Raw genomic sequence first — 206 nt, 5'->3', positions numbered from 1 at the left:
TGTCCTGCCGATTGCCCCTTCCACGTATTATGAGCACCTGGCGAAGCGGGCTGATCCGGCCCGATTGTCGGACCGTGGCCGAGACGATCAACGGCTTGTTCAAAGCCGAGGTCATTCACCGCCGCGGCTCTTGGCGCAACTTCGAGGCAGTGGAATACGCAACACTCGAATGGGTGGATTGGTTCAACAACCGCCGTCTGCTTGAG

At 59.2% G+C, this 206-nt stretch carries 1 pseudogene; it reads left to right on the top strand.

Annotated features, from left to right (window positions below):
- Positions 1 to 74 precede the first annotated feature (74 nt).
- Positions 75 to 206 (top strand): annotated as a pseudogene (locus R0J92_RS27685) (IS3 family transposase); the annotation flags it as partial.

Origin of the sequence: Tritonibacter sp. SIMBA_163 (genome assembly GCF_046535935.1) — a bacterium.
GTDB lineage: Bacteria > Pseudomonadota > Alphaproteobacteria > Rhodobacterales > Rhodobacteraceae > Epibacterium > Epibacterium scottomollicae.
This window is presented reverse-complemented; position numbering and strand designations above follow the sequence as displayed.